Source organism: Caulobacter sp. NIBR1757 (assembly GCF_027912495.1).
GTDB lineage: Bacteria > Pseudomonadota > Alphaproteobacteria > Caulobacterales > Caulobacteraceae > Caulobacter.
Map to the genome: position 1 here is coordinate 1,182,872 of NZ_CP115463.1, position 21,458 is coordinate 1,204,329.

22 protein-coding genes are annotated in these 21,458 nt (G+C 67.6%); 6 read left to right on the forward strand and 16 right to left on the reverse strand.

Annotated elements, in window-relative coordinates:
• Nucleotides 1–53: 53 nt before the first annotated feature.
• Nucleotides 54–1,445: a nicotinate phosphoribosyltransferase gene (locus tag O5I81_RS05680; protein WP_271067982.1), complete on the forward strand. Its 1,392-nt coding sequence runs from the start codon at nt 54–56 to the stop codon at nt 1,443–1,445.
• 170 nt (nt 1,446–1,615) lie between these two features.
• Here O5I81_RS05680 and O5I81_RS05685 read toward each other — a convergent pair whose 3' ends face one another.
• The 3 genes from O5I81_RS05685 to O5I81_RS05695 are packed head-to-tail and all read right to left on the reverse strand — an operon-like array spanning nt 1,616 to nt 3,812.
• A complete protein-coding gene (locus O5I81_RS05685) occupies nt 1,616–1,831 on the reverse strand; it encodes an alkylphosphonate utilization protein (protein WP_271067983.1) in 216 nt (71 codons plus the stop codon).
• A gap of 40 nt (nt 1,832–1,871) precedes the next feature.
• Entirely contained in the window at nt 1,872–3,107 is a 1,236-nt protein-coding gene (locus O5I81_RS05690) for a hypothetical protein (RefSeq protein WP_271067984.1), read from the reverse strand.
• A gap of 24 nt (nt 3,108–3,131) precedes the next feature.
• Nucleotides 3,132–3,812 (reverse strand): hypothetical protein, encoded by a 681-nt coding sequence (locus O5I81_RS05695; protein ID WP_271067985.1) that lies wholly within the window; start codon nt 3,810–3,812, stop codon nt 3,132–3,134.
• A gap of 123 nt (nt 3,813–3,935) precedes the next feature.
• Between O5I81_RS05695 and dnaG the strand changes: the two genes are divergently transcribed.
• Entirely contained in the window at nt 3,936–5,852 is a 1,917-nt protein-coding gene (dnaG, locus tag O5I81_RS05700) for a DNA primase (protein WP_271067986.1), read from the forward strand.
• Between the two features lie 145 nt (nt 5,853–5,997).
• Here dnaG and O5I81_RS05705 read toward each other — a convergent pair whose 3' ends face one another.
• Nucleotides 5,998–6,171, reverse strand: a complete 174-nt coding sequence (locus O5I81_RS05705) for a hypothetical protein (RefSeq protein WP_271067987.1) — start codon at nt 6,169–6,171, stop codon at nt 5,998–6,000.
• Nucleotides 6,172–6,313: 142 nt separating this feature from the next.
• Complete coding sequence (locus tag O5I81_RS05710) at nt 6,314–7,405, reverse strand: Zn-dependent alcohol dehydrogenase (RefSeq protein ID WP_271067988.1); 1,092 nt, start codon at nt 7,403–7,405, stop codon at nt 6,314–6,316.
• A gap of 132 nt (nt 7,406–7,537) precedes the next feature.
• On the opposite strand from O5I81_RS05710, the gene O5I81_RS05715 reads away from it, so the two are divergent.
• The 3 genes from O5I81_RS05715 (at nt 7,538) to O5I81_RS05725 (ending at nt 10,632) form a co-directional block, all read left to right on the forward strand.
• Nucleotides 7,538–9,142 (forward strand): carboxylesterase/lipase family protein, encoded by a 1,605-nt coding sequence (locus O5I81_RS05715; protein WP_271067989.1) that lies wholly within the window; start codon nt 7,538–7,540, stop codon nt 9,140–9,142.
• 47 nt (nt 9,143–9,189) lie between these two features.
• Nucleotides 9,190–9,810, forward strand: a complete 621-nt coding sequence (locus O5I81_RS05720; RefSeq protein WP_271067990.1) for a TIGR02466 family protein — start codon at nt 9,190–9,192, stop codon at nt 9,808–9,810.
• A gap of 108 nt (nt 9,811–9,918) precedes the next feature.
• Nucleotides 9,919–10,632 (forward strand): hypothetical protein, encoded by a 714-nt coding sequence (locus tag O5I81_RS05725; protein WP_271067991.1) that lies wholly within the window; start codon nt 9,919–9,921, stop codon nt 10,630–10,632.
• A 30-nt stretch (nt 10,633–10,662) separates the two neighbouring features.
• Here the strand turns inward: O5I81_RS05725 and O5I81_RS05730 are convergent, their stop codons facing one another.
• Entirely contained in the window at nt 10,663–11,019 is a 357-nt protein-coding gene (locus tag O5I81_RS05730; RefSeq protein ID WP_271067992.1) for a hypothetical protein, read from the reverse strand.
• A 55-nt stretch (nt 11,020–11,074) separates the two neighbouring features.
• Nucleotides 11,075–11,392, reverse strand: coding sequence for an Mpo1-like protein (locus O5I81_RS05735; RefSeq protein WP_271067993.1), 318 nt, complete (start codon nt 11,390–11,392; stop codon nt 11,075–11,077).
• Nucleotides 11,393–11,534: 142 nt separating this feature from the next.
• On the opposite strand from O5I81_RS05735, the gene O5I81_RS05740 reads away from it, so the two are divergent.
• Nucleotides 11,535–11,741: a hypothetical protein gene (locus tag O5I81_RS05740; protein WP_271067994.1), complete on the forward strand. Its 207-nt coding sequence runs from the start codon at nt 11,535–11,537 to the stop codon at nt 11,739–11,741.
• Here the strand turns inward: O5I81_RS05740 and O5I81_RS05745 are convergent.
• The 9 genes from O5I81_RS05745 to O5I81_RS05785 form a co-directional block, all read right to left on the reverse strand.
• A complete protein-coding gene (locus O5I81_RS05745) occupies nt 11,738–12,028 on the reverse strand; it encodes a type II toxin-antitoxin system RelE/ParE family toxin (protein WP_271067995.1) in 291 nt (96 codons plus the stop codon). The two genes, O5I81_RS05740 and O5I81_RS05745, sit on opposite strands and share 4 nt — an antisense overlap.
• On the reverse strand, nt 12,025–12,288 hold the full coding sequence (locus tag O5I81_RS05750; RefSeq protein ID WP_271067996.1) for a hypothetical protein: 264 nt from the start codon (nt 12,286–12,288) through the stop codon (nt 12,025–12,027). The genes O5I81_RS05745 and O5I81_RS05750 overlap by 4 nt, the downstream gene beginning before the upstream one ends.
• A gap of 73 nt (nt 12,289–12,361) precedes the next feature.
• Nucleotides 12,362–14,314 (reverse strand): RNA polymerase sigma factor RpoD, encoded by a 1,953-nt coding sequence (rpoD, locus tag O5I81_RS05755; RefSeq protein WP_271067997.1) that lies wholly within the window; start codon nt 14,312–14,314, stop codon nt 12,362–12,364.
• A 735-nt stretch (nt 14,315–15,049) separates the two neighbouring features.
• The gene (locus tag O5I81_RS05760) at nt 15,050–16,432 is read right to left on the reverse strand and encodes a M23 family metallopeptidase (protein WP_271067998.1); all 1,383 of its coding nucleotides are present in this window, start codon (nt 16,430–16,432) and stop codon (nt 15,050–15,052) included.
• 189 nt (nt 16,433–16,621) lie between these two features.
• Nucleotides 16,622–16,978, reverse strand: coding sequence for an arsenate reductase (glutaredoxin) (gene arsC, locus O5I81_RS05765; RefSeq protein ID WP_271067999.1), 357 nt, complete (start codon nt 16,976–16,978; stop codon nt 16,622–16,624).
• A 5-nt stretch (nt 16,979–16,983) separates the two neighbouring features.
• A complete protein-coding gene (gene arsB / locus O5I81_RS05770; RefSeq protein WP_271068000.1) occupies nt 16,984–18,027 on the reverse strand; it encodes an ACR3 family arsenite efflux transporter in 1,044 nt (347 codons plus the stop codon).
• Between the two features lie 2 nt (nt 18,028–18,029).
• Complete coding sequence (locus O5I81_RS05775) at nt 18,030–18,380, reverse strand: metalloregulator ArsR/SmtB family transcription factor (RefSeq protein ID WP_271068001.1); 351 nt, start codon at nt 18,378–18,380, stop codon at nt 18,030–18,032.
• 55 nt (nt 18,381–18,435) lie between these two features.
• Nucleotides 18,436–18,867 (reverse strand): ArsI/CadI family heavy metal resistance metalloenzyme, encoded by a 432-nt coding sequence (locus O5I81_RS05780; protein ID WP_271068002.1) that lies wholly within the window; start codon nt 18,865–18,867, stop codon nt 18,436–18,438.
• Between the two features lie 79 nt (nt 18,868–18,946).
• Nucleotides 18,947–21,391, reverse strand: coding sequence for a M20/M25/M40 family metallo-hydrolase (locus tag O5I81_RS05785; RefSeq protein ID WP_271068003.1), 2,445 nt, complete (start codon nt 21,389–21,391; stop codon nt 18,947–18,949).
• Between the last annotated feature and the right edge of the window lie 67 nt (nt 21,392–21,458).

Below are 21,458 nucleotides of genomic sequence, written 5' to 3' on the forward strand. Positions count from 1 at the left end.
CCGCCCAGGGGACAGACCCCGAGGCTTCCACCGACGCGAAGGAGCTTCCCGTCATGATCAATCCCATCCTCAATACCGACAGCTACAAGACCAGCCACTTCCTGCAGTATCCGCCCGGGACCGAGCGGGTGTTTTCCTATGTCGAGAGCCGCGGCGGCGACTATCCGAGCACCGTCTTCTTCGGGCTGCAGGCGATCCTGAAAGCCGAGTTCCAGACGCCGATCACGCGGGCGGATATCGACGAGGCGGAGGAGTTGCTCGGCGCTCACGGCATGCCGTTCAACCGGGCCGGCTGGGAGCGGATCGTCGATGGTCACGGCGGCTTTCTGCCGCTCGAGGTGCGGGCCGTGGCCGAGGGCTCGGTCGTGCCGGTGCATCAGCCGCTGATGACGGTGGTCAACACCGCCCCGACGCTGCCCTGGGTCACCAGCTATGCCGAAACCGCCCTGTTGCGGGTCTGGTATCCGATCACCGTTGCGACGATCAGCTATCATGTGCGCCAGATCATCAAGGCGGCGCTGGAGCGCACGGCCGACGATCCGATGGGCGAGCTGCCGTTCAAGCTGCACGACTTCGGGGCGCGGGGGGTGTCGAGCGAGCAGTCGGCGGCGATCGGTGGGCTGGCGCATCTGGTCAGCTTCCAGGGCAGCGACACCCTGTCGGCGATTGTCGGGGCCCGTCGCTGGTACCACGAGCCGATGGCCGGCTTCTCGATCCCGGCCGCCGAGCACAGCACCATCACCAGCTGGGGCCGCGAGCATGAGGCCGACGCCTACGCCAACATGGTCGCCTCGTTCGGCAAGCCAGGCGGCATCTACGCCGTGGTGTCAGACAGCTATGACCTCTATGCGGCCATCGCGCATCTGTGGGGCGAGGCCCTGAAGCAGCAGGTGATCGACAGCGGCGCCACCCTGGTGGTGCGGCCGGACAGCGGCGATCCGGTGACGGTGGTGGCCAAGACGCTTCAGCTCCTGGCCGAGCGGTTCGGGACGACGGTGAATTCGAAGGGGTTCAAGGTCTTGAACACCGTGCGGGTGATCCAGGGTGACGGGGTCAACCCGGTCAGCATCGCGGCGATCCTCGAGCGGATCACGGCGGATGGGTTCAGCGCCAGCAACATCGCCTTCGGCATGGGCGGGGCGCTGTTGCAGCAGCTCAACCGCGATACCCAGAAGTTCGCCTACAAGACCTCGGCGGCGCAGGTCGGCGGGGCGTGGCGGGATGTGTTCAAGGATCCGGTGACGGATACGGGCAAGCGGTCGAAGAAGGGGCTGTTGGGCCTGGCGCGGGACGAGGCCGGGTGGAAGACGGTGGCCGTCGATGGCGAGCGGTTCGCGCCGCTGGAGGGCGGGGAGAACCTGCTGGTTCCGGTGTTCCGGGATGGACAGCTGTTGCGGGATGTCAGCCTGGCGCAGGTGCGGGCGACGATGGCGAGCGCTGATTGACCTCCCTCCCCGAATGGGGAGGGCAGGCGCGCGTTGCGCGCCGGGTGGGGCAGTGGGTCACTGCCGCCGGCCGGTTCGTCTTCTCAAGGCTTGCTCGTTGAGGTCAGGGACCGACTTCCCCACCCGACGCGCGTAACCGCGCGTCTGCCCTCCCCGAAGGGGAGGGAGAGCTAAGCCTTTTTCACAAACTCGGTGCGCAGCACCAGGTCGCGGACCTTTTCGGCGCGGCATTCGATTTCGGCCGGATCGTCGGTCAGGCGGATGCCCTTGATCAGGGTGCCGCGCTTGAGCGTCACCCCGCCCGAGCCTTTGACCTTGAGATCCTTGACCAGGATGACGTTGTCACCGTCGGCCAGGAGGGTTCCATTGCTGTCGCGTACGTCCATGGCGGCGGCAGTAAAGGCCGCGGATGCGGCTGGCAAGGGCTCAGGGTGGGGATGGCCCGGGCGGCAGGGAGGGGGCCGCCGAGCCGTTGGTGTAACCCGGCAGATAGGCCCCGCCCTGGACTTCGAAGGCGTAGATGTAGGAGCCGTCGCACATGAACCGTGAGCCATTGACCCACCTGGCGGGCTTGAGCCGGTCGCGCAGGCCCGGCGCGTTGTCCAGGTCGGCGTCGATGGTGCTCAGGTCGGTGTTGGCGGTGAACTGCGGGGTGCGGCCGTAGTCGAGTTGCCCGGCATAGGTCACCTGGCCTTCGACGAGGTCGAAGCTGGGCGCGCCCAGGCAGAAGCTGGTGATCACCCGGCCCTGGCGGACGCCCATCAGCCGCCAGCGGCCCGGCGGCAGGGGGATGACGACGATGCCTTCGGTCTGGGTCTTGTTCTTGACGTTCAGGCCCATGCCGAAGCTGGTGGTCAGCAGGTCGGGCTTGCCATCGTCGAACCAGGCCGGGTAGCGCGGGTCAGGGCCCTCGCGGGAGAAGATCAGGATCGGTTCGCTCCTGAGTCCGACGAAGCGCTTGACCTTGATGACCAGCACGGTGGCGCCCTCGGGCACCTTGTCCCATTGATCCTTGGCGATCAGGGGGATGCCGGCCGGCGTCGGAAACTTCGGGGTCCGCAAGGACGGATACTCCGGCGGCCTGGCCGCCGCCTTCACGGCCGGCCAGTCGGCGTAGCCGCGAACGCGCAGGGGGAGCGGCAGCACGCCGTAAGCCTCCGGCTCGACGATCCAGCGGGCCCTGGCGTTGACGATCTCGTTGCCGAACCGGCGTGACAGCATCCCCTCGGGCGCGGCGGCGCCGACCATGGCCGCCAGCCGCTGGCGCTGGCCGTCCGGCGGCAGGGCGTCGAACGCCGCCGCCTCGGCCTGGGAGAGGACCATGACCGACCAGCCGGTCGCGACCATGCAGTTCTCGACGTTGGCCGCGAAGCCGCGATTCTGCACCTCGCCGTCGCGGCTTTCGTTGACCGCGGCCTCGACCAGCACGCCGAGCGCGCCGAACATCACGCCGGAGGCCAGGGTCGGGCCCCGCTTGCCCTGCACGGTGGTCGCCGCCTCCGCCAGGCAATAGTCGAGGGCCTTGTCGTGGAGCGTCAGGTCGGCGCCGGCGCGGTGGTAGTAGGCGGGGCCGGTCGTCGGCTGGGCGACGTCGGCGGCCGAGGCGCTCGCGGCGCCGACAACCAGGCTGAACGCCAGCGCGGCGGCGGACAACAATCGCATCGGAACTCCCCCCAGGACGGGGGGTTAATGCCAGCCTTCGCCGCCGGCCTCAAGCGCCGCCGGGTTCATCGGCCGGGCGACGAGGCCGGTCTGGGTCAGCCAGACCTCGTAGCGGGCCCCGTTGGCCATCGGCATGAAGGCGCCGCCGCCGTAGAAGCTGTCGACCATCGGGGCGTAGCGCTTGGACTTGCGGGCCATGGTCCACATGTCGATGTTGCCGGGCTCGGGGCCGAGGTCATAGACGCTGCGCGGGGCGGTGAGCTCGTCGGCGGTGCTTTCGTAGCGGCCGGACAGGCGGTCGAGCCGGTACTGGGTGTCGAGGCCCAGCACGTTGGCCCAGGGCTTCCATTTCAGCAGCCGGGCCTCGATGCGCCACTGGTCGCCATGCACCTGGTAGCGCTTGACCGAGCCGCCCGGCTCCGTAGCGGTGGCCGGGGTGGTCAGGGTGGCCTCGAACAGCTGAGGGCCGAGCTGGCGGGTCTCGATGGTGGCGACGGGGCGCTCGTAGGTCAGGCGCTGGTAGGTCTGCACGTCGAGGCCGGCCAGGGCGACGACGGCGCCGGCCGCCAGCAGGGCGCCGCCGATGGCCGTCCCGAGAAAACCGCCGACAAGCCGTCCGCCGAAGAAGCCGCCGAGGCCGCGCAACAGCACGATCGAGCCCAGCAGCGCCGAGGCCGCCGGCAGAATCCACCACCACCACACCATGCGCCGAACTCCCTTGCCCCCGGACGGGACGCCCGAAGGTTAACATGATCACGGATGTGCAATGCACGCCAGCCGGGATGGCTCCACGGTTGAATTGGCTCCGCATGGAGCGCTATTGGACCCATGCGTTTCGACGATCGTTTTCTGGAGGAGATCAAGTCGCGCGTCCGGCTGTCGGATGTGATCGGCAAGACCGTGAAGCTGAAGCGCCAGGGCCGGGAATTCGTCGGCCTCTCGCCGTTCACCAAGGAGCGGTCGCCCAGCTTCTTCGTCAACGACGACAAGGGTTTTTACCACGACTTCTCGAGCGGCAAGCACGGCGACCTGATCAGCTTCTTCCAGGAGACCGAGCGGCTGAGCTTCATGGAGGCGGTCGAGCGGCTGGCCTCCGAGGCCGGGGTGCCGCTGCCGGCCCCGGATCCGCAGGCGGCCGAGCAGGAGAAGAAGCGCCAGGGCTTGAGCGACTGGATGGACCTGGCCGCCGCCTGGTTCGAGGGCGAGCTGCGCCGGCCGCCGGGGCGGGAGGCGCGGGCCTATCTGGAGCGCCGGGGCCTGCCGGACACGGAGTGGAAACGGTTCGGATTGGGGTACGCGCCGGAGAGCCGCACGGCCCTGAAGGACTATCTGATCGCCAAGGGCGCCAAGCCCGGCGAACTGGTCGACGCCGGCCTGCTGATCGCGCCGGAAGAGGGCGGGGCGCCTTACGACCGGTTCCGCAACCGGATCATCTTCCCCATCGCCGACGCGCGCGGGCGGGTGGTGTCGTTCGGCGGCCGGGCGCTCGATCCCAATGCCCGGGCCAAGTACCTGAACGGCCCGGAGACCAGCCTCTTCCACAAGGGCCGGCTGCTGTACGGTCTGCCCGAGGCGCGCAAGCTGATGCATGCCGGCGGGGCCGATGCGCCGCTGGTGGTGGTCGAGGGCTATATGGACGCCATCGCCTGCCAGCGGGCCAACATCGCCGCGGTGGCGCCGCTGGGCACGGCGCTGACCGAGGACCAGATGGAGGTGCTGTGGCGGCTGCACCCCGAGCCGACCCTGAGCTTCGACGGCGACGCGGCCGGGCGGCGGGCGGCCAACAGCGCCATGGACCGGGCCCTGCCGCTGATCAAGCCGGGCAAGAGCTTCCGGTTCGCCATCGTGGTCGGCGGCAAGGACCCCGACGACGTGCTGCGCGAGCAGGGGCCGGCGGCGCTGAAGGCGCAGCTGACCGATACGACGCCGTTTGTGGAGCAGCTGTTCCACCGCGAGCGGGACCTGGAGCCGCTGGATACGCCCGAGCGTATTGCCGGGTTGAAGGTCAGATTGCGGAAACTGGCAGCGACCATTGCAGACCCAGACCTAAGCCAAGCGTATCGCGAAGACCTCTTGGGCCGCTTTGACGAGATGAGGGGCGTCAAAGTGTCGGCGTTCCAAAAGGGTTCTGTTGAAAGAGGTCCTTGGAGAGAGAGGGGCCCCTGGAGGGGAAGGCCGCAACAAGGCGGCATCGTCGGCCCGATCGGACCAGACAGTCAAACTAAAGACCTGGCCACTTTGAACCGCATTCTGCCTAAGCCGCTTACGGCAGCATTGGCGTATGCCGTGCTACAAGATCCCCATGTTCTGGACGACAAAGTAGAAGTTCTAAGCGCGCAAGGATTCTGCGACACGCGGCTGGCAGCACTGGCTGATCAGATGGTCCAGTTTCGCTTCGAACACGACCACATTGATGCGGTTTCGCTGCGGCGGCACTTGAGCTCACGGGGCCTTTCTGAGCACACAATCCAAGATCTTCAGAAGGCGGCGAAAATCGCGAATACACCCTTCCTTGCCGCAGGGGTTGATGCCAACTCCGCCCGATCCCTGTGGACGCGGGCTTACGAGTTAGTGGTCAAGCTGGGAACGCTCGAACGAGCCGTCGAGGGCGCTAAGCAGGACCTCGCGCGAGACAATGACAGCTCGACGCTAATGCGGTTGAAGACCGAACGCGACCTGCTCAAGCGGCTGGTCGACACCGGCGCTTGGAGCGACGAGGGCGAAGCGGCGGTCTGGCTCAATTAAGACCTGTCATCCTTCGGTCAGGCGAAGCCTGATCCGGAGGACCCACCCGCAAGCCTGGCTGCTGGCGTCAATGGGGTTGCGCGGGCGGCGGGGACGACGCAGGAAGGCCAGCTGGTTCCGCCCTGACGGTGGGTCCTCCGGATCGCTACGCGACCGAAGGATGACAGGTGTGAGGTGTCATGGCGGCGCGACACTTGCGCTCGTCATCTTCCAGAATTCGCAGCATCAGTTCGGGATCGGTGCGCAGGCTGGGCGGCTCGCCAAACCGCGCTTTCCAACGACGTTCGATCGCGGCGATCTGGCGGTCTCTGCGGGACATGGGGGAACTCCTGACGCGGTACAGGGTCCCCAAACGAGGTCAGGCAGCAACGGTTGCCATAAAACCGTGAAATATCAGTGTGTTAACCAAGGCGTGGCGTTGCGCCGGCAGAAGCCTGTCCCGCCGGCGCGCGCTACGCGGATCAGTCGAAGACGATGACCGAGCGGGCCAGTTCGCCGCGCTTGAGTTCCTCGAAGGCGTCGTTGACCTGGTCCAGCTTGATGCGGCGGCTGATCATCTGGTCGAGCTTCAGCTTGCCGGTCATGTAGAAGTCGACGAAGCGGGGCATGTCGACCGGAAAGCGGTTGGAGCCCATCAGGCTGCCCTGGATGCGCTTTTCGGCCAGGAAGTCGGCGCCGTGCAGTTCGATGTTCACGCCGACGGGGATCATGCCGATGACGTTGGCGGTGCCGCCGCGGGCCAGCATCTTGAAGGCCTGTTCGGTGGTCGCCTTCAGGCCGATGGCCTCGAAGCTGTGATCAACGCCGCCGCCGGTCATTTCCAGAACCTGGGCGACGGGGTTGCCTTGGCTGGCGTCGACGACGTCGGTGGCGCCGAATTCCTTGGCCAGGTTCAGCTTGGAGCCGTGCATGTCGATGGCGATAATGCGGCCGGCGCCGGCGATGGCCGCGCCGTTGACCGCCGCCAGGCCGACGCCGCCGCAGCCGATGACGGCCACCGTCTCGCCCGGGCGGACGTTGGAGGTGTGGATCACCGCGCCGACGCCGGTGGTGACGCTGCAGCCGATCAGGGCGGCGACGTCGAAGGGCATGTCCTTGCGGATGGCGACGCAGGCGTGTTCGTGGATCAGCATCTGCTCGGCGAACGAGCTGAGGTTGAGGAACTGGTTCATGGCCGGGGCGGCCGCGTCCTCACGGAACAGGCGCGGCGAGTCGCCCTTTTCGCGGCGCACGTCGCCGCTGATGCAGCGCGACAGGTGGCCGGTGACGCAATGATTGCAGTGGCCGCAGAAGGCCGACAGGCAGGTGATGACGTGATCGCCCGGCTTCACCGTGCGCACTTCGCTGCCGACCGCCTCGACGATGCCGGCGCTCTCGTGACCCAGAACGGCGGGGGCGGGGTGGGGGTATTTGCCTTCGACGAAGTGCAGGTCGGAGTGGCAAACGCCGGCGGCCTTGGTGCGGATCAGCACCTCATGCGGGCCGGGCTTGCTGATGGACACATCCTCGATCTGCAAGGGTTTGCCGACCTCGCGAAATACCGCCGCCTTCATGATGCTCTCCCGAACGATTGTTTGAGCGCACGTTATCGCTGTTCACTGTGAAAGCGGAAGGGGCGTTGTGGGGAAATCTCGACGAAGGGGCGCCGGGAGGATACCGTGTTTTCTAAAATAGGGGAGAAGACCATGACCCATGTGGGGATCGATCGTCGGAAGCTGCTCGTCCTGGGGGTCGGCGGGGCGGCGCTGGGCGCGGGCGCCGCGCAGGCGGCGGGAATGCAGGTCCCAACCAGCGAAGGCCCGGTGCAGGGATTGATCGGGGAAGCGGGCCTGCGGTTCCTGGGGATTCCCTATGCCGCGCCGCCGGTCGGCGAGCTGCGTTTTGCCCCGCCAAGGCCACCGGCCAAGCGCAACGGCGTGCTAAAGGCCGACGCGTTCGGCCATGCGGCGGTGCAGGCCAGCACCCCGGCGACCTCGGACACCGAACTGGGCCGCGCCCTGCAGGCGGTTTTCCCCTCGCAGAAGGATGTCGCGACCCAGAGCGAAGACTGCCTCTACCTCAACATCTGGACGACCGGCGTCAACGTCGGCGGCAAGGGATCGAAGCCGGTCATGGTCTGGCTGCACGGCGGCGGCTTTGCCTATGGCTCCGCCGCCTGGCCGATGTATGACGGCGCCAACCTGGCCAAAGGGGGCGATGTCGTCGTGGTCGGCATCAACCACCGGCTCAACGTCTTCGGCTACACCCACCTGCCGCAGGTCGAGGGCAGCGGCAACGCCGGCATGCTCGACATCGTCCAGGCGCTGAAATGGGTGAGGGCCAATATCGGCGCCTTTGGCGGCGATCCGGGCAACGTCACGATCTTCGGCGAGAGCGGCGGTGGGGCCAAGGTCAGCTACCTGATGGCCATGCCCAGCGCCAAAGGCCTGTTCCACCGCGCCGTGGTCCAGAGCGGCCCCGGCGTGAAGGCCGTACCCGCCGAGAGGGCCGATGCGCTGCGCAAGGCGCTGTACGCTGAGCTGGGCCTGGCCGACGGTGATGTGGCCGGCCTGCGGGCCACGGCCCCGGACCAGCTGCTCTCGGCCTCGGCGGCGGCGGAGAAGAAGATGCCAGGTGTCGGCTTCGACCGGGCCGGCTTCGCGCCGGTGGTCGATGGCAAGGTGCTGCCGCACCAGCCCTGGGATCCCAAGGCGCCGGATATCTCGGCCGACGTGCCGGTGCTGATCGGCATCAACAAGGACGAGATGACCCTGTTCATGGCCTCGGCCCCCTGGTTCGGCCGCCTGGACGAGGCGGGCTTGAAGGCGATGGCCACAGCCATCTTCAAGGACAAGGCCGATGCGGTGCTGGCCGCCCTGAAGGCCGATTTCCCGAACGAGACGCCGACCTATCTGGCCTGCCACCTCACGACCTATGGGCGGATGTTCGCCGGCAGCGTGCAGATCGCCGAGCGCAAGGCGGCGCAAGGGAAGGCGAAGGCCTACTTCTATCTGCTCGAGTGGGAGACGCCGGTCGGGCCGTTCAAGACCCCGCACACCCTGGAGATCCCGCTGGTCTTCGACAACGTCGAGACCAGCCGCCCGCTGCTCGGCCCCGGCCCGGCGCCGCAGGTGATGGCCAGGCAGATGAGCGCCGCCTGGGTCGCCTTCGCCAGGACCGGCGATCCCAACACGCCGGTGCTGCCGGCTTGGCCGGCCTATGAGGCGGGCAAGCGCTCGACCATGGTCTTCAACCAGACCAGCCGGGTGGTCGAAGACCCCTATGCGGCGACGCGTCAGGCTGTCACCTGACGCCGGCTGGCCTTGAAGCCTCAGGCTTTGCGGCTTAACCCGGCGCCATGCCGACCCAGAGCCTGTTCGCCACCCGCCTCTACCGCGCCGAGCTGTCCGACGAGCGGGGCTTCGAGCCCCTGCTCGAGGATCTTGCCGACGCCTGCGCCATGATGGCCGAGGAGGACGAGGCGGGCCGCGCCTGGTCGAAGGCCAACCGCTATCCCGGCTACACCTCCTACAGCTCGCCGGGGCCGCTGTGGACGCGGGCCAGCGCCTTCAGCGACCTGAAGACCCGGCTCGACCGCCATGCCCGCGCCTTCGCCATCGACCTGGGCCTCGACCTCGACGGCGGCAAGCTGCGGCTCGACAGTCTGTGGGTGAATGTCCTCAAGCCGGGCGGCGGCCACAGCGGCCATATCCATCCCCACAGCGTCATCAGCGGCACGACCTATGTGGAGGTGCCGCCCGGCGCCTCGGGCCTGAAACTGGAGGATCCGCGCCTGGCGATGATGATGGCCGCCCCCATGCGTCTGCCCGAGGCGCCACAGGACCAGCAGCCCTTCGTCTATGTGACGCCGCAGGCCGGCACGGTGCTGATGTGGGAAAGCTGGCTGCGCCATGAGGTGCCGGTCAATCTCGGCAAGACCGAGCGGGTGTCGATCAGCTTCAACTACGGCTGGCGCTGACAACACCGTTTTCTGAACGAACGATAACGCCGTCGTCCGAGATCGCGTTCAGCTTGGCTGATTCATGGTGGGCCCATGGAGCAACACCGCTCCGATTGGGAGGCTACCATGACCAAGACGAAGACCATCACCTACCTCGCCGGGTCCGCCCTCGCGGCCCTCGTCTGCGCCGCCGCCGGCAGCGCCTCGGCCGCCGACATCGACTGCCCGCTCAGTCAGGCCAAGCGGACCATCGTCAACCCGTTGCCGGGTGGCTGGTGGACGACGCCGCAGGTCAACAGCCTGTCGGACACCCGCATCGTCACCATCGGCGGCCAGCGGGCCCTGCAGTGCGTCTATGGCGACAGCGGCTCGATCCAGCGCCCGGCGCCGGTCGGCATGCTGTGCTCGACCAAGCCGGGTGGCTTCCGCTGCACCCCGCCGATCATCATCCTGCCGCCGTCGCCCCCGCCGTCCCCGCCGGTCACCTTCTCGACCGACATCGTCGTGGTGCCGCAGACCTATGAGGTCAACTTCGACAACGGCAACGTCGGCAGCGGGCCCGGCGCCGACCTGTGGTTCCAGGCCGTCACCTCGACCGAGCGCTATCTGACGCCGGTCAATGGCGCCAAGATCGCGGTCGGCGACCGCTCCAACCGGGGCCGGGACGGCTGTCGCGTGGCCAGCTACTCGACCGCCCGGGTGCCGCTCTCGGCCGTGCCGGTCGGCAGCTACATCTGCATGAAGACCAACCAGGGCCGCACCAGCCAGTTCCGGATGAACGCCATCACCGGCCTGGCCGTGAAGAACCTGGAGATGGGCTACACCACCTGGGCCAACTGATCATGGTCCGTGCCGAGGCGGTCCCGCGACCTAACCGTTGCGGGGCCGCACGCACATCTGGCGGCCCTCGTAGCGGTCGCCGACCAGGCTGCCGTCGCGGGCGGCGTCTTTGCGGGCCAGCTCGTAGGACCGGTTTTCGGTGATCGGCCGCTCGCCCTTGCCGCAGACTGGAACCTCGACCCGCTGGGCGTTCTCGCACTGGCAGATGTCGTAACCCTGGTCGATGCGGCTCGAGGAGCCGCGGCAAACCGGCGGACGGGACTCGCCTCCGACGTCGAGGCACATGATCCCCATCTTTGGATGGGTTGCGGAATCCGGCGCGGCGTTGACGGTCGAGCTGGCGCCGAAGGCCAGCAGGGCGGCGGCGGCGATAAACAGGGTGCGCATGGGGCGTTCCTCCACTTCGACAAGGATAACACCCGACAGGCGAATTTCGATGCGTCTACCAGCGCCGCCTGCCGCTGACGGTCTCGAAGAACAGGCGGAAATCGCCCATCAGGCTGAACAACGGATACTGAAAGGTGGCCGGCCGGTTTTTCTCGAACACGAAATGCCCGACCCAGGCAAAGCCATAGCCGACCAGCGGCGCGGCCGCGAAGAACCATGGATCGACCAGCACCCCGGCCAACAGCGCAGCGATCACCAGCCCCGTACCGACCACATGCAGCCGCCGGCTGACCGGGTTGGCGTGCTCGGTCATGTAGAAGGGGTAGAAGTCGTGGAAGGTGCGATAGCGCTCGCCGGCGGGACGTCTGGCCATGGCGGAATCATCGTCCGGGCGAGGGCGCTGGTCAAGAAATGGCCGCAACCTCTATGCCGGTCCTGCACCGAACGCTCAGCCTACGTTCAGAATTGATCGGTAAGGATGGGCGACATCACAAGCAACAAGAAGCGTCCGTCTCATGCCCGCGTCCGTTACCGAACTCCACATGATGGATACCTGGGTGTTCCGGCTGGCCGAGGCCGCCGACGCCAAGGCGCTGTTCGAGGAACTCCCTGAAACCCTGAAGGCCGGCGCCGAACTGCGCTGCGCGCTGACCGGCGCCGAGATCCGCACGCCCTCCGACGACGCGGCGGACTGGGTGCGGGGGCATGTGAAGGCGGCCTAGAGGCGGCGGTCTTCGTTGCTGTGCCAGATTTGAGCGACAGCGACGTCGGCTCCCTGGATTCGGTACTGGACGACATAGGCGCCACGACCGAACCAGATGACGAGCTCCCTGATTGCGGGATTGGCGGTCGGCCGGCCGCGACCGGGCGACTCGTCCAGAGTCGCGATGGCTTCCCGAATAAGCGTGCTGGCCCGCAAGGCCGCGTTGATGTCACGCTCGAGCAGGAAATCGACGAGCCGGTCGAGGTCGGCTTCCGCGCTTGGCAAGAGGTGAACCCGGTAGGTCACCCGTGTTCAGCCATCCGCGCCTGAATTTTGGCTTCGATCCGATCGAACACCTCATCGACCGTGTAGGCCTCGCCCGTCCGGTCGTACTCGGCCAGCCGCCTCAGAGACTCCGCCAACCGCTCATCTTCGGAAGGGACGGATATCGCGTCATCGACCAGGGAGAGCACATAGGCCTCCGGGGTCAGCCCGGCCGACCTGGCCGCGTCCGCCAGTTTTTCGGCGCGGTCCTTGTCCACGTGAATGTCGAAGCCGTCTGCCATGCCCGAAGGGTGATCCCGCGCGCTCGTACCGTCAAGAAAAACGCCCCGGAGGTCATCCGGGGCGTTTGTCGTTCTAGCTGTCCAGGAAGCTGCGCAGCTTCCGCGACCGGCTCGGATGCTTCAGCTTGCGAAGCGCCTTGGCCTCGATCTGACGGATCCGTTCGCGGGTCACCGAGAACTGCTGGCCGACCTCTTCAAGCGTGTGGTCGGTGTTCATGCCGATGCCGAAGCGCATGCGCAGCACGCGTTCCTCGCGCGGCGTCAGGGACGCCAGCACGCGGGTGGTGGTCTCGCGCAGGTTCGACTGGATGGCCGCGTCGATGGGCAGGATGGCGTTCTTGTCCTCGATGAAGTCGCCCAGGTGGCTGTCTTCCTCGTCGCCGATGGGCGTTTCGAGCGAAATCGGCTCCTTGGCGATCTTCAGGACCTTGCGCACCTTCTCCAGCGGCATGGCCAGCTTTTCGGCCAGCTCTTCCGGGGTCGGCTCGCGGCCGATCTCGTGCAGCATCTGGCGGCTGGTGCGGACAATCTTGTTGATCGTCTCGATCATGTGGACCGGGATACGGATGGTCCGCGCCTGGTCGGCGATCGAGCGGGTGATGGCCTGGCGAATCCACCAGGTGGCGTAGGTCGAGAACTTGTAGCCGCGACGGTACTCGAACTTGTCGACCGCCTTCATCAGGCCGATGTTGCCTTCCTGGATCAGGTCCAGGAACTGCAGGCCGCGGTTGGTGTACTTCTTGGCGATGGAGATCACGAGGCGCAGGTTGGCCTCGACCATTTCCTTCTTGGCCTGACGGGCCTCGCGCTCGCCCTTCTGCACGGTCTGGACGATGCGGCGGTAGTCGTCGATCGGCACGCCGGTCTCGGTGGCCAGGGCGGCCACTTCCTGACGGATGTCCGACACCGAGTTCACGTCGTTCTCGACGAACTTGGTCCAGCGAACGCCCAGCTGCTTGACGGTTTCCTGCCACTTGGGGTTCAGCTCCTGGCCGAAGTAGGCCTTGAGGAACTCGCCGCGGCTGATGCCATAGCTGTCGGCCAGGCGCAGCAGGCGGCCTTCCAGGGCCATCAGGCGCTTGTTGATCGCATAGAGCTGCTCGACCAGCGCCTCGATGCGGTTGTTGTTCAGCTTCAGGGTCTTCAGCTTGCCGACGATGGCGCTGGAGGCCTCGAGGTAGGCCTTGCGATCGGCGTCGGTGAGGTCCTCGCCGCGCAGGCGGCGCTCGACCAGCTTTTCCTGCAGGGGACGGAAGCCTTCGAACTCGCCGGCGATGCTGTCCAGGGTCTCCATGACGCTTTCGCGCAGTTCACCTTCCATGGCGCTGACGGTCGGACCGGCGCCGTCGTCGAAATCGTCGTCGTCGTCTTCGCCCTCGGGCTTCTCTTCGCCCTCGGCCTTTTCCTCAGGCTCGGCGGCATCGCCGTCTTCGGACGGTACGATGGGCGGGGCGGCCGGGAACATGACGCCGTAGGTGCCTTCGAGGTCGATGACCTCGCGCAGCAGGATGCGGCCGCTGCCCAGTTCCTCGCGCCAGACCATGATGGCCTCGAAGGTCAGGGCGCTTTCGCACAGGCCGCGGATCATGGCGTCGCGGCCGGCCTCGATGCGCTTGGCGATGGCGATTTCGCCCTCGCGGCTCAGCAGTTCGACGCTGCCCATCTCGCGCAGGTACATGCGGACCGGGTCGTCGGTGCGGTCGTAGGCGGCCTTGGTCTCAGCCTCGGTGGTGATCGAGGTTTCTTCGCGGTTGGCGACCGCGCCGCCTTCGCCTTCGCCGGCGTCTTCTTCCGCTTCGACGACGTTGACGCCCATTTCCGACAGCATGGCCAGGGTGTCTTCGATGGCGTCGGGGCTGACCTCTTCCGAAGGCAGCACCTTGTTCAGCTCGTCCATGGTGACGTAGCCGCGGGCCTTGGCCTGCTTGATGAACTTCTTGACGCCGGCATCGGTCAGGTCGAGCAGCGGGCCGTCAGCGGCGGGGGCTTCGGCGGGCTCTTGCGGCTCGGCGGTGGTGTTGCTCATCAATGTCTCCAATAGCGTCGCTGGACCCGGGGCGTGGGCCGCGCCGCTTAAGAAATTCCTGTGCGTCGATCACTCAGGGTTCGACCGGGCCGAAAGGTTCCTGCAAACGCCGCACAAGACCGTGTCAAAACGTCGCAGTTTCAGGCCAGGGTCGCCATGCAAAATCGCTCCGCGAGGTTGCCCTCCTCGGAGTCGATGGCGTTCCGGGCGCTTCGCGACGGCTTGTTCGGCCGAGGGATGAGCGTTCCCAGGGACCAGACGGGCGGCGACTGAAGACATCATTTTCGAGCTGAGGGCGCGCGCTACGGCGGCCCGGTCGATGTCGGTCACAACCTGTGTTGATCCACAGGGGGCAAATGGCGGTCCCGCCCCCTGGAGTCAAGGGCGGTATCCCGCGCAGGCGGATGAAATGTCAGGGTTATTCGCCCGCTGTCCACAGGCAGCCCCTATCGAAGCGACCCACCATTATACCGCGCGCTTGGGCGGGAAGGGGCGAAGGGGGGGCGTGGACGTTGAAAATACTGGCGGACCCGTGGCCGGAAGGTTGGTCCGGGCGGCTGTGATGTAGCCCGGCGGGTAGGCCCACCGTAGGTTGGTCGTCAGGAATTGTGGGCCGGATTGTCGTCGGCGGACCCACGGCGGCGCGTGTCGCCGGAATTCGCCCGTACAGGGCCGGAAAACCTCGCAAAATGAATATGTCTAGACATATTCATCGAGCCTGGCCGAGCTGAAAGGCTAGTTCTGCCCTTGAGCCCGGCGCAGGCCCACCGACTTGGCGTCGATGACGTCGGCCTTGGCCAGCTTCCTGGTCGTCGCGCCGGTGTCGTGACCTTGCGCGGCCAGCAGGCCGTCGAGGCGGGCCTTGGAGGCCTTGAACCGGGCGACGTCGGCGCCGCTGAGGATCGAACCGGTCGGCACCTTGGCCCCGATCGGATTGACGCGGGCATTCTTGAAGAAGATTTCGTAGTGAAGGTGCGGGCCGGTCGAGGCGCCGGTCGAACCGACGTAGCCGATCACCTGGCCCTGGCTGACGTGGACGCCCGGACGGATGCCCTTGGCGTAGCGCGACATGTGGCCATAGCCGGTAGCGTAGCCGCCGGCGTGCTTGATCTTCACCCAGTTGCCGTAGCCGCCGTAACGGCCGGCCATCTCGATGACGCCGTCGCCGGCCGCCAGGATCGGGGTGCCGGTGCCCGCCCCGAAGTCGATGCCCTGGTGCATGCGGCTGTAGCCGAGGATCGGGTGGCGGCGCATGCCGAACTTGCTGGTGATGCGGGCGCCGTCGACGGGCGTGCGCAGCAGGGCGCTTTTGATGTTCTTGCCGAGGTCGTCGAAGAACTGGACTTTACCGTCGGTGCGGGTGAAGCCGTAGAACTTCATGCCCTTCACCTGGGCGTACTGAAGGTCGCCGGCCTCGATGGTGCGGCCGCTGTCGGTGACCTTGCGGTCGAACACCAGGCAGAACTCATCGCCTTCCTTGATGTCGCGGCTGAAGTCGATCTTGTGGCTGAACAGCTTGGCGGCCTGGCTGACGATGGCCGAGTTGGCGCCGACGGTGCTGGCGCTCTCATGGAAGCTGCCGTGCATCTCGCCGCAGGCGACGGTGGTCTCGTCACGGACTTCCTCGGCCAGTTCGCGAAGCCGAAGCGCGCCGTCGAAGGTGCGCGAGACGGTGATGGTCTTGGCCTGGCCGGTACGCATCGACAGGCCGATCAGGCGGGCCGGGCCACGCTGGTTCTGCGGCCTGGCGACGGAGGCGATGAAGTCCATGCCGGCGCGGATGTTGACGGTGTCGACGACGCTGGACAGCGTCTTGATGACGGCGCGGGCGTCGGCCTCGCCGACTCCGGCCCGCTGCACGGCGTCTTCCAGGGTCTCGCCGGGGCGAACCTCGACGGCGATGCTCTCACCGCGGTTGAAGCCGGGCAGGGCTTCAGCCTGGGCGAAGGCCATGTGCTGCAGGGCCGCGAAGGCGGCGGGATCCATCGGCGGTGTGATGGAGGTCTCGGCGGGCTCGCCCATCCGCCAGGCCAGCGCCAGAACCGCGAAGCCGGCGATGCCGACAAACAGCTTGGGCGCGATGCGGGTGGTCGGGCGTCGCGGATCGAATTCTTGCATTCATTCCCCCGTCGCGGGCCGCTCCTTGGTTAAGGATTGGCCGGTCGCTTCAGAATGGTACGGCTGGGACGCCCCCCAGCAATTCTAGGGCCGGTTTCTGCCGACCCGCCCGGTAAGAGGCAAGCAATATTCGATGCTTCGGGCCATTTGTCACGTCGATGGTTAACAAAGGGGCGTCGGTTCGGCCTCTCAGAGGAGGTCGAGCACCGTCTCCTGCGGCCGGCAAAGCGCCGCCCCCTTGGGCGTAACGACGATCGGGCGGTTCACCAGGATCGGATCGCGGACCATGGCGTCGAGAATCGCCTCCTCGGAAGCGTCGGCTTTGGTCAGGCCCAGCGCCTCGGCCTCGGTGCCCCGTTCGCGCAGGATGTCCCTGGCCGCGGCGCCCATGGTCGCCAGCAGTTGCTTCAGCTGCGGCTTGCTCCAGCCGGCCTTGAGGTACTCGACGACGGTCGGTTCGATTCCCCGCTCGCGCAGCAGCTCGATGGTCTTGCGCGAGGTGCCGCAGGCCGGGTTGTGAAAGACGGTGACGGTCGGGTCGGCCATGGCGTTCAGCTCTGCTCCGGGTTGGGGGGCGGGCGGCGCTCATACCAACCGCGGCTGCGGTTGACGAGGGCGGCGACCGACAGCATCACCGGCACCTCGATCAGCACCCCGACGACGGTCGCCAGCGCCGCCCCGGACTTCAGGCCGAACAGGCTGATGGCGGCGGCCACCGCCAGTTCGAAGAAGTTGCTGGCCCCGATCAGGGCCGACGGCCCGGCCACCTGGTGCGTCTCGCCGACCGCCCGGTTCAGCACATAGGCGAGGCCGGCGTTGAAATAGACCTGGATCAGGATCGGCACGGCCAGGATGGCGATGACCAGCGGCTGGGCGAGGATCTGCGGCCCCTGGAATCCGAACAGCAGCACCAGGGTGGCCAGCAGGGCGGCCATCGAGGCCGGTTGCAGCCGGCGCAGGGCGCCGTCCAGCGCCTCCGGACCCTTGGCCAGAAGGAGGCGGCGGATCAGCTGGGCCGCCGCCGCCGGGACCACGACGTAGAGCAGCACGGACAGGGCCAGGGTCTCGAAGGGCACGCTGATTGAGGCCAGGCCCAGCAGCAGGGCGACGATGGGCCCGAAGGCGACCAGCATGATGACGTCGTTGAGCGCCACCTGGCTGAGGGTGAAGTGCGGCTCGCCCTTCACCAGCTGGCTCCAGACGAAGACCATGGCGGTGCAGGGGGCGGCGGCCAGCAGGATCAGGCCGGCGATGTAGCTGTCGATCTGGCCGGTGGGCAAAAGGGGCCGAAACAGCAGGCTGATAAACAGCCAGGCCAGCAGCGCCATGGAGAAGGGTTTGACCGCCCAGTTGATCAGCAGGGTCACCGATATGCCGCGCCAGTGGCGGCCGACCTGGCCGAGGGCCGCCAGGGCGATGCGCAGCAGCATCGGGATGATCATCAGCCAGACCAGACCGGCGACGGGCAGGTTGACCCTGGCGACTTCCATCGCCGACAGGGCGTCGAACAGGCCAGGGAAGGCGGCGCCGAGGGCGATGCCGGCGACGATGCACAGGGCCACCCAGAGGGTCAGGAAGCGCTCGAACAGGCTCATGTTCAGCAGGCCTTCGAGCCGCAGGCCCCGGCCTGGGCGGCGGCGATGGCGGGCGCGCAGATGGCCGGCTCGCCGCCGCAGCAGTCTTCCATCAGGAAGGCCAGCAGCCCGCTCATCGCCTCATAGTCGGCGCGGTAGATCATCGACCGGCCGTCGCGGCGCGAGGCGGCGAGGCCGGCCTGGGTCAGGATGGTCAGGTTGGAGGACAGGGTGTTGGCCAGCATGCCGGTCGCCCGTCCGATGTCGCCGGCGGCCATGCCGGCCGGTCCGGCCCGGACCAGCAGGCGGAAGATGGCCAGCCGTCCCGGATGGGCCAGGGCGGAGAGGGCGGAGACGGCGTCGGTCGATTCCATGTTTCCAGAATAGCCGAAATCCGCGAGCCCGGCGAGGCCGGACTCGCGGCGGGTCTCAGCCACAGCAGGCGCCGGCCGTGGCGGCGGGGGCCGGCGTGTCGCGCGGTTCGTCCTCGCCGTAGCGGGTCGCTTCGCCAAGGGTGTGGAAGGTCTCCCAGCGCACGCCCGACGGATCGACGACCCAGCTCTTGTCGGACTTTGCGTAGCAGCAGGTGGTGGCTTCCTGGTCGAGGGTGGTCTTGCCGGCCGCCTTCAGCCGGTTGGCGATCTCGGCCAGTTCGGCGGCGCTGTCGGCCTGGACGCCGACATGGTCGATGCCGGCCAGTCGTCCGCGTTGCGAGATGGCGAGGTTCACGCGCGGATCGTCCAGCATCCACTTGGCGTAGTCGGGTTTCACCACCGCCGGCTCGGCGCCGAACAGGGTGGAGTAGAAGCCGATGGACCGGTTCAGGTCCTCGACGGCGATATGCAGGTGCAGGCGTTTCATGGACATCTCCATATTTCTATAATTCCGGAAATATGGAATCAATGGGTTTGTGTCAAGCACCGTCGCAACGGCCGGCGGCCTACCAGCGCACGATGGCCTTGCCGGTGACGCCGGTTGAGCCGCTGAGGTTCCAGGCCATGGACGGGGTCGGCGCCGGCCAACTGCGTTCGACGCCCTTGGGCCAAGCCTCCAAGATCGTTCCGTAGTCGATCTCGGCCGATCCGGCGCCGGCTTTGGCGGGACGGAAGCTGATCACCAGTGGTCGGTCCGCGCCGGCCCATCGCAGTTTGTGAACCTCACCAGGCGCGGTCAGCCAATTGGTCGGCCGGCCCTGGACGGTGACGTCCTTCACCACAGCGCTGAGCTTGATGTTCAGCCTGGCAATGCGGGCCCCAGGCGGCGACGTGAGGACCACAATGACCCGTCCATCCGGTCCGATGCGGCTGGTAAGGGTCGGTTTCATGACGGGGACCGGATCGGCGGATCGGACAAACACTGGCTGGTCGTACAGTGGCGGCAGGCTGGCCCGCTGCAACAGTTTGGTGCTGATGGTGATGCCGGCCGCGGTGGGATCGCTATTGTCCTTGAAGATCGACAGGCCTCCACCGCCCTGAATCTGGTAGGCGGTCCAAGCGTTCCCCGAATGACTGTCGCTCACGTAGACGACGCTGTCGGCGGGAGGGTAGCGTTCGGTCCAAGGGTCAGAGGTGGCCCAGACCGCGCCGATAGCGCCCCCGACCGCCGTCAGGACGATCCCAAAGAAGGTCCAGGCTCGCGTTCGGCCATACTCACCCACCGGCTGGGCCAGCGGCCACAGTACGAACAGCGCCAACAGGGCGAAGAGGCCGAGCAGGGCCGGGAAGTCGAGGCCCTGGGCGGTCAGGTGGACATAGACCCCCAGCCAGCCACAGACGACGGCCGCCAGCACGGCAAGCAAGGAGGTCGAGCGGCCGTCCGCGCCCCAGCGGCTGACCGCCGCGCCAAGGGCGGCCAGGGTCAGGGGCCAAGCGACCAGGAAGGCGACCTGGGGCACGAAGGCCTGCAGCAGGGTGGCGAGGACGAAGCCGAAGCAGAGCACCCCGGCCCAGGCGGCATTGATCGGCAGCGGCGCTTTGCGGACCAGGAACAACAGCCCCGCCCCGACGCCGAGACCCAGGCCGACCGGATCGAAGCCACCGGCCAGGCTGGAGGCGGCGCCGATCAGGACGCAGAGCAGGGGCGTCACCCAGCGGCGGCTCGCGGTCTTGCCGGCCAGCTGAGTACCGATCAGGGCGGCGGCCAGGCCGATGGCGAAGATGGCCGCCTCCCACACCGGCCAGACGGCCAGCAGCGGGCGCTGCTCGACGAAGCCGAAGCCGACGCCAGTCCAGCGACGGACCACGTGCAGCAGCAGGGCGGCCAGCAAGGTCGTGGCCAGGGCGATGGTCGCGCCCTTCAGCCCATCCTGCCAGCGCAGCCGCTCGCCGGCCGCCTTGGCCCGCCGGCCGGCGAGGATCAGCAGGCCGCCGGCGAGGGCCAGGACCAGCCAGCCCATGATCGGCGGATAGGCCAGGATGTGGTCGCCAAAGGTCTGGCTGTAGACCGCGCTGGGGGCCTTCTTCGGCAGGGTCTTGTCGAAGGCGAAGGTCCGGGTGGCGGCCAGCACCTGCTCGCCCATCGACTGCACCGCGCCCGGATCGAGGTTGGCCACCGTCGAGGTCGGGGAATGGTAGTCGAACTGGCGGCCGATGAAGGCGAAGTTCAGGCCGGTCAGGCCCAGCCGCTTGGGCACCGAGAAGTCGGTGTCGTTGGGCATCTTCTCGTAGAGGAAGACGGCCAGGGCGCTGCTGATCGGGCCCTTGGCGGTTTCCCTGTAGCGGGCGATCAGGTCGCCGTTGTCGGCGCCGGTCTCGAACATGTTGGCCCGGCCGCCGCCGCCGCGCGCCTCCATGTTGATGATCAGGCCGGTGCGTTTGGCGAGGGGATGCTGGCCGAAGAAGGCTTCGGCGCCGCTGAGGCCCCATTCCTCGCCGTCGGTGAACAGGACGATGACGTCGCGGGCCGGCGCGGCGCCGGCTTTCAGGGCGCGGATGACCTCCAGCGTCGCGGCGACGCCGGTGGCGTCGTCGGCGGCGCCGGGCGAGCCGGGCACGCTGTCATAGTGGCTCATCAGCACCAGGGCGGGCGCGGCGCGGTTCTTGCCCGGCAGCACGCCAATCAGGTTCTGCACCCGGGCGCCGGCGACCCAGTCGGGGCGGTCGGCCGAGGTGCTGACGACGTCGGTGTCCTGCACGGTGGGCGAGAGGCCCAGCTGCGTCATGCGGCCGAGCAGATAGTCGCGCACCCTGGCATTGGCCGGCGAGGCGACGGGGTGGGGTTCGCGGGCGATGACGGCGATGTCGCGCAGGGCGCGTTCGGCCGAGAACTGGTCGGCCGGCGCCGAGGCCGGCGCGGCCCTGGGCGTGATCGTCCCCTGCCAGGCCAGCAAGCCGGCGCCGAGCAGCGCCAGCGCCAGCCAGCCGTTGCGCATCCAGTCCTTGCCCATCGCCCGTTCCCCGTTTTCCGCAGGGGGCCATGCGGCGCCGGCCGGCGCAAGAGGCGTTGCGAAGCGG

Coding starts and splice junctions, on each gene's coding strand:
- O5I81_RS05710 (WP_271067988.1), bottom strand. CDS start 7,405: ATGAAGGCGGCGGTATTTCGCGAGGTCGGCAAACCCTTGCAGATCGAG.
- O5I81_RS05720 (WP_271067990.1), top strand. CDS start 9,190: ATGCCGACCCAGAGCCTGTTCGCCACCCGCCTCTACCGCGCCGAGCTG.
- rpoD (WP_271067997.1), bottom strand. CDS start 14,314: ATGAGCAACACCACCGCCGAGCCGCAAGAGCCCGCCGAAGCCCCCGCC.
- O5I81_RS05735 (WP_271067993.1), bottom strand. CDS start 11,392: ATGGCCAGACGTCCCGCCGGCGAGCGCTATCGCACCTTCCACGACTTC.
- O5I81_RS05730 (WP_271067992.1), bottom strand. CDS start 11,019: ATGCGCACCCTGTTTATCGCCGCCGCCGCCCTGCTGGCCTTCGGCGCC.
- O5I81_RS05715 (WP_271067989.1), top strand. CDS start 7,538: ATGACCCATGTGGGGATCGATCGTCGGAAGCTGCTCGTCCTGGGGGTC.
- O5I81_RS05785 (WP_271068003.1), bottom strand. CDS start 21,391: ATGGGCAAGGACTGGATGCGCAACGGCTGGCTGGCGCTGGCGCTGCTC.
- O5I81_RS05695 (WP_271067985.1), bottom strand. CDS start 3,812: ATGGTGTGGTGGTGGTGGATTCTGCCGGCGGCCTCGGCGCTGCTGGGC.
- arsB (WP_271068000.1), bottom strand. CDS start 18,027: ATGAGCCTGTTCGAGCGCTTCCTGACCCTCTGGGTGGCCCTGTGCATC.
- O5I81_RS05760 (WP_271067998.1), bottom strand. CDS start 16,432: ATGCAAGAATTCGATCCGCGACGCCCGACCACCCGCATCGCGCCCAAG.
- arsC (WP_271067999.1), bottom strand. CDS start 16,978: ATGGCCGACCCGACCGTCACCGTCTTTCACAACCCGGCCTGCGGCACC.
- O5I81_RS05685 (WP_271067983.1), bottom strand. CDS start 1,831: ATGGACGTACGCGACAGCAATGGAACCCTCCTGGCCGACGGTGACAAC.
- O5I81_RS05680 (WP_271067982.1), top strand. CDS start 54: ATGATCAATCCCATCCTCAATACCGACAGCTACAAGACCAGCCACTTC.
- O5I81_RS05705 (WP_271067987.1), bottom strand. CDS start 6,171: ATGTCCCGCAGAGACCGCCAGATCGCCGCGATCGAACGTCGTTGGAAA.
- O5I81_RS05690 (WP_271067984.1), bottom strand. CDS start 3,107: ATGCGATTGTTGTCCGCCGCCGCGCTGGCGTTCAGCCTGGTTGTCGGC.
- O5I81_RS05740 (WP_271067994.1), top strand. CDS start 11,535: ATGCCCGCGTCCGTTACCGAACTCCACATGATGGATACCTGGGTGTTC.
- O5I81_RS05780 (WP_271068002.1), bottom strand. CDS start 18,867: ATGAAACGCCTGCACCTGCATATCGCCGTCGAGGACCTGAACCGGTCC.
- O5I81_RS05775 (WP_271068001.1), bottom strand. CDS start 18,380: ATGGAATCGACCGACGCCGTCTCCGCCCTCTCCGCCCTGGCCCATCCG.
- O5I81_RS05725 (WP_271067991.1), top strand. CDS start 9,919: ATGACCAAGACGAAGACCATCACCTACCTCGCCGGGTCCGCCCTCGCG.
- dnaG (WP_271067986.1), top strand. CDS start 3,936: ATGCGTTTCGACGATCGTTTTCTGGAGGAGATCAAGTCGCGCGTCCGG.
- O5I81_RS05750 (WP_271067996.1), bottom strand. CDS start 12,288: ATGGCAGACGGCTTCGACATTCACGTGGACAAGGACCGCGCCGAAAAA.